Origin of the sequence: Streptomyces sp. NPDC053750 (genome assembly GCF_044544295.1) — a bacterium.
In the GTDB taxonomy this organism is placed as follows: domain Bacteria; phylum Actinomycetota; class Actinomycetes; order Streptomycetales; family Streptomycetaceae; genus Streptomyces.
The window spans coordinates 1-1,044 of sequence record NZ_JBITXB010000070.1; the positions used below are offsets into that span (position 1 = coordinate 1).

The following is a 1,044-nucleotide window of genomic DNA, read 5'->3' on the forward strand; positions in this document are numbered from 1 at the left end:
GGTACGTCCAGAAGGGTGAGGATGGGGATGTTGAAGGCGTCGCACATCTGCACGAAGCGCGCGGCCTTTTCACTCGCCTCGATGTCCAGGACGCCGGCGAGGGCCTGCGGCTGGTTGGCGACGATGCCGACGACCTGTCCGTCGAGGCGGGCCAGGGCGCAGATGATGTTGCGGGCCCAGCGCTCGTGGACCTCGAGGTACTCGCCGTCGTCGACGATCTCCTCGATGACCTTGGCCATGTCGTACGGCCGGTTCCCGTCCGCAGGAACGAGATCCAGCAGGACGTCCGAACGACGGTCGACGGGGTCGCCGCTGCGGGCCCGGGGAGCCGTCTCGCGGTTGTTCTGGGGGAGGAGGGAGAGGAGGTAGCGCACCTCGGCGATGCAGGTCTCCTCGTCGTCGTAGGCGAAGTGGGCCACGCCGCTGGTCTCGGCGTGCACGTCCGCGCCGCCCAGGCCGTTCTGGGTGATCTCCTCGCCGGTGACGGCCTTGACCACGTCCGGACCGGTGATGAACATCTGCGAGGTGTCGCGGACCATGAAGACGAAGTCGGTGAGGGCGGGGCTGTAGGCCGCGCCGCCCGCGCACGGGCCGAGCATCACGCTGATCTGCGGGATGACCCCCGACGCCCTGGTGTTGCGCTGGAAGATGCCGCCGTACCCGGCCAGGGCGGAGACGCCCTCCTGGATCCGGGCACCCGCGCCGTCGTTCAGCGACACCAGCGGCGCACCGGCCGCGATGGCCATGTCCATGATCTTGTGGATCTTCGTCGCGTGGGCCTCACCCAGCGCCCCGCCGAAGATCCGGAAGTCGTGCGCGTAGACGAAGACCGTACGGCCCTCCACCGTGCCCCAGCCGGTGATCACACCGTCCGTGTACGGCTTCTTCTCCTCCAGCCCGAACCCCGTCGCCCGGTGCCGCCGCAACTGCTCGACCTCCCGGAAGGACCCCGGGTCCACCAGCAGCTCGATCCGCTCCCGCGCCGTCAGCTTGCCCTTGGCGTGCTGCGCCGCCGTCGCCTTCTCGCTCGGCCCGGCCAGCGCC

The 1,044-nt window shown here is 69.8% G+C and carries 1 protein-coding gene; it reads right to left on the bottom strand.

Annotated elements, in window-relative coordinates:
* Window positions 1–1,044, bottom strand: a 1,044-nt coding sequence (locus tag ACIGO6_RS41660) for an acyl-CoA carboxylase subunit beta (RefSeq protein WP_399886039.1), incomplete at both ends; no start/stop codon positions are given.